Origin of the sequence: Streptomyces palmae (assembly GCF_004684805.1) — a bacterium.
Classification (GTDB): Bacteria; Actinomycetota; Actinomycetes; order Streptomycetales; family Streptomycetaceae; genus Streptomyces; species Streptomyces palmae.
Map to the genome: position 1 here is coordinate 1 of NZ_SRID01000540.1, position 3,443 is coordinate 3,443.

General features: G+C 68.9%; 4 protein-coding genes and 1 pseudogene. 2 read left to right on the forward strand and 3 right to left on the reverse strand.

The window, feature by feature from the left end:
- Positions 1-71: 71 nt before the first annotated feature.
- Positions 72-827 (reverse strand): N-acetyltransferase, encoded by a 756-nt coding sequence (locus E4099_RS30570; protein WP_135342351.1) that lies wholly within the window; start codon positions 825-827, stop codon positions 72-74.
- A gap of 219 nt (positions 828-1,046) precedes the next feature.
- Between E4099_RS30570 and E4099_RS30575 the strand changes: the two genes are divergently transcribed.
- Positions 1,047-1,484, forward strand: a complete 438-nt coding sequence (locus tag E4099_RS30575) for an RICIN domain-containing protein (RefSeq protein WP_135342352.1) — start codon at positions 1,047-1,049, stop codon at positions 1,482-1,484.
- 41 nt (positions 1,485-1,525) lie between these two features.
- Here E4099_RS30575 and E4099_RS30580 read toward each other — a convergent pair.
- A pseudogene (locus E4099_RS30580) lies at positions 1,526-2,196 on the reverse strand (nucleotidyl transferase AbiEii/AbiGii toxin family protein).
- Positions 2,193-2,564, reverse strand: a complete 372-nt coding sequence (locus E4099_RS30585; protein WP_135342353.1) for a hypothetical protein — start codon at positions 2,562-2,564, stop codon at positions 2,193-2,195. Before E4099_RS30585 ends, E4099_RS30580 begins: the two are co-directional and overlap by 4 nt.
- Positions 2,565-2,932: 368 nt before the next feature.
- Here E4099_RS30585 and E4099_RS30590 point away from each other — a divergent pair, with 368 nt between their 5' ends.
- A complete protein-coding gene (locus E4099_RS30590; protein ID WP_135342354.1) occupies positions 2,933-3,286 on the forward strand; it encodes a hypothetical protein in 354 nt (117 codons plus the stop codon).
- Positions 3,287-3,443: the final 157 nt, after the last annotated feature.

Genomic DNA, 3,443 nt, shown 5'->3' on the forward strand with positions numbered 1-3,443 from the left:
ATCCCCGGCCGACCGGCCGGCCCCCGCCCCCAGACCCGGCCGACCCTTCGAGGTCCCGCCAGGGCGATCACTCACCCCGTGGTGTGCCGTACCCACACATTGGGCTCGACGTAGACCGCCCGGTCGTGCGCCGTGTCGCACCACACCGGCACCAGGGCGCCGGGCACCTCGACCAGTCCGTCGCGGTCGAAGGGGAGCCCCGTCCACTCCCGCCACTGGGCCAGCGAGCCGCTGACCGTCATCGAGGCGGGGGCGACCTTCTCGACGGTGGCACCGGCCTTGACGTGCACCCGCAGCCAGGGATCCACCGGCAGCCCGTCCGGACGGACCTGGCGCAGGTACGCGTCCATCGGAACCTGCGGCTCCAGGTGCTTGGCGGTGGGGCGCACCGGGGCCAGCAGCACCGGGTGGCCCTGCCGACCGGCCGCCTCCCGAAGCGCCGCCACCATGTGATGGGACAGTCCGCGCCCGAGGTACTCCAGATCCAGCGTGATCTCCAACGCGCTGGCCACCGTGGTCGGGTTCCCCCCGTGCCGATCGTGGAACGCCCACACCAGCACCCGGTCCCAGCCCTGGTCCGGCATCTCCTCGCGCCCCGGGAGCACCGCGTTGAACGGCACGCTCAACCCGCGCGCCACCACCCGGTCCCCGTCCGTGGCGACCACGCAGTACTCGGGGAACTCCTCGATCACCTGGAGCAGCAGGGCACTGGCGGCCAGATCGTGCGCGGTGAACGTCGGCCAGTTCTCATGGATGTCATAGGCGTGTTCGATCAGCTCCGGTCGCTCGGCGAACGTGGTGATCTCAAAACGGTCGATCTCTGTCACGGCGCGCACCCTGTCACATTCGAACTACCCCTGACCAGGGAATATCTGACCGCCGTCCCCACTGCGCATCAGACCGACCACGACCATCCCTGACCCGCTTCGACCCACCCTGACCACGTCAGATCATCACGCATACCGGATTCCCCCTCGGGGATGGATGTGCCTGCCCAGCAGGTCAGCGGCGCCATCCGGCACCGCCCGTCAGAGGTGGACAACGTCTTGGGATCCGTAGCGAACGGCATCTACACCCTCTCCCACGCCCCGGAGCAGAACCTCACCCTGATGTTCGGGTCCGACCGACCCGGCACCCAGGTGAACGTCATGCCGCCCTCTGGCGCACCCGGAGACCAGGACTGGGAAGTGCGCCGCACCGAGGACGGCGCCTACACCCTGCGCAACGTCAAGAGCGGGACCTACGCGGGCTTCGACGGCCACCCGGAGGCGGACGACCCGATCCGGGGCTTCCCCGAGCCCCGCACCTGGCACCTCCTCCCCGCCGAGGAACCCGGCACCTTCTTCCTCACCGTGCCCGGCCCCACCGGCGACCTGGCCCTCGACGTCAGCCCCCTGCTGATCTACCCGCCCCTGGCCGTCCTCCGCCCCCTCGACAAGGGCGACACCAGCCAGTCCTGGCACCTCACCCGCCTCGACGCCTGACCGCGCGGGGCGCGGGCCGGACGGATACCAGAGAGCAGCGGTCACCGGTCTTCGTCCTGCTCCTCGGCGGCCAGCCGCTGGTCGATGTCGCTCACCCACTGCTGAGCCCAGACGCGCAAGCTTTCGATCTCCAGTGCAGCGAGTCCGTAGGCGGCGAATTCCTCGTCGTCGTACCAGTCGGCACCGGCGAGCCGGTCGCGAAGGTCATGGAGGCGGAACTCGTCACGACCGTGCCGACGACCGAGTCGTTCGAGTTCGGGAAGGGTGCGGTGTTCGGCGGCCGCGTGTACGTCGATGAGGTCACGCACAGCGCCGCGATCCGCCAGCGCGCGGACCTTGGTGCCGATGACGTCGTCGAAACCGAGGACCAAGCCGTGATCTGTCGTGGTCGGCGGGGACCACAGGTTCTCCTTGAGGATGTCCACCTCGCACTCGTCGCCGCTTTCGGGGTCGGCGACAACCAGGCGTGCGGACAGCGGGTCCACACTGATGACCGTAACGATCCAACTGTGTCTGCTCAGGCCCTGTTCGAGGACCCGGACGATGTCGGACATGGGAGCTGGGTTCTCGGTGGCGACGTCCAGGTCCTGGCTGAGCCGATTCACCAGCCCGTGTGCCCGGACGGCGTAGCCACCGGTGAGACCAACGGGTAGGGAGAGCCGATCGACAGGACGTCGGACAGCAGCCGACGGTGGAGGTCGCTGAGGTTCATGCAGCGGCCGGTGCCTGGTGCGTCAGCTGGGGGAAGGTGTCTTCCCAGATTTGGCTGACATGTCTGCTGACCAGAGTCCGCAACACGGGCCATTGGGTGATCAGCAGTTCCGGGTCGAGCAGGGCGACGATGTCCTCACGCTGCCCCTCGGCCAGCACGACGCGGTACAGGCTCATTCGCTGCCGGGGGCGGTCCAGGTCGTAGGCGCGCAGGCCGGACCAGGCGACGTGCAGAGGCAGCTCGACCGTGCCACGGACGGGCCCCGCGAGATCGCTGAGCGCAGCGGGCAGCCGACCGGCATACCGTGACCGCAGCACTTCGGCAGCGGATGGCGACGATGAGGATGAAGGCGAGGCCATGGACCCCATTATCCGCGCGAGCCGGAGCCGTCCTCACCGCTCCACGGCCGGCACTCTCGTTGGATCCCCCTGGAGTGGCGATGCGACAGGCCATTCAGCGCGTGAACGGTCACTGCGGAGAGTGACACATGGGCGGGAAGCTCTCACCACTGCCCCTGCCCCGGGCTCCGAGACAGACTCGGACGGAGCCTGATGCCCCTGCCTCCTCGACAAGGGCGACACCAGCCAGTCCTGGCACCTCACCCGCCTCGACGCCTGACCGCGCGGAAGCGGGCCGGTGGCGCTCGACCATTTCGCCGGGCCGGGCGGCGACTGGCGGAAGTCAGCCGGAGTCCCGCCGGGCTCGTGGCCGAACCCCTGTCGGTACAGTCGCGTCCATGACGAAACCGCGGCTGCAGGCGATCGAGGACGACGGGCGCGTGGTGGACGACCCGACCGAGGTGGAACTCCACGACCTGATCGCGGACATGAGCCTGTCGCACCGCTTCGTGATCTTCGCGAGGCTCGACCTCGAACCCTCGGACGAGCACTACATGCAGGTCTACCTCGACGACGACATCAGTTACCAGGTCGAATACCGCGAGGGCAGCGCGGACAAGCACTACCAGGCCCACATCCCGGGCCCGATCGAGATGACCGGCCCCGAGACCGTGTCCCGGCTGATGTTCGACTGGGCGTACGACCGCCCCGGATGGCGCGAGGCACTGCCGTGGGAGCGGCTGGTCTTCTGAAGAGCCCCCAGCTTCCGCCAGGGTGCTGTTTCCTCGCGGTCAACCGTCCGGAGCCGGCTGAGGGAAAGCCTCTTCCCGGACCTGTCGGAGACGCCTACCGGTCAGGAATCTGCAAGAAATAATCCCACCGGCCCCGGCCCCGGCCCCGGCCCCGGCC

Bases quoted from the DNA above. Each gene is read 5' to 3' on its own strand.
- E4099_RS30585 (WP_135342353.1), bottom strand. From the start codon at position 2,564: ATGGGGTCCATGGCCTCGCCTTCATCCTCATCGTCGCCATCCGCTGCC.
- E4099_RS30590 (WP_135342354.1), top strand. From the start codon at position 2,933: ATGACGAAACCGCGGCTGCAGGCGATCGAGGACGACGGGCGCGTGGTG.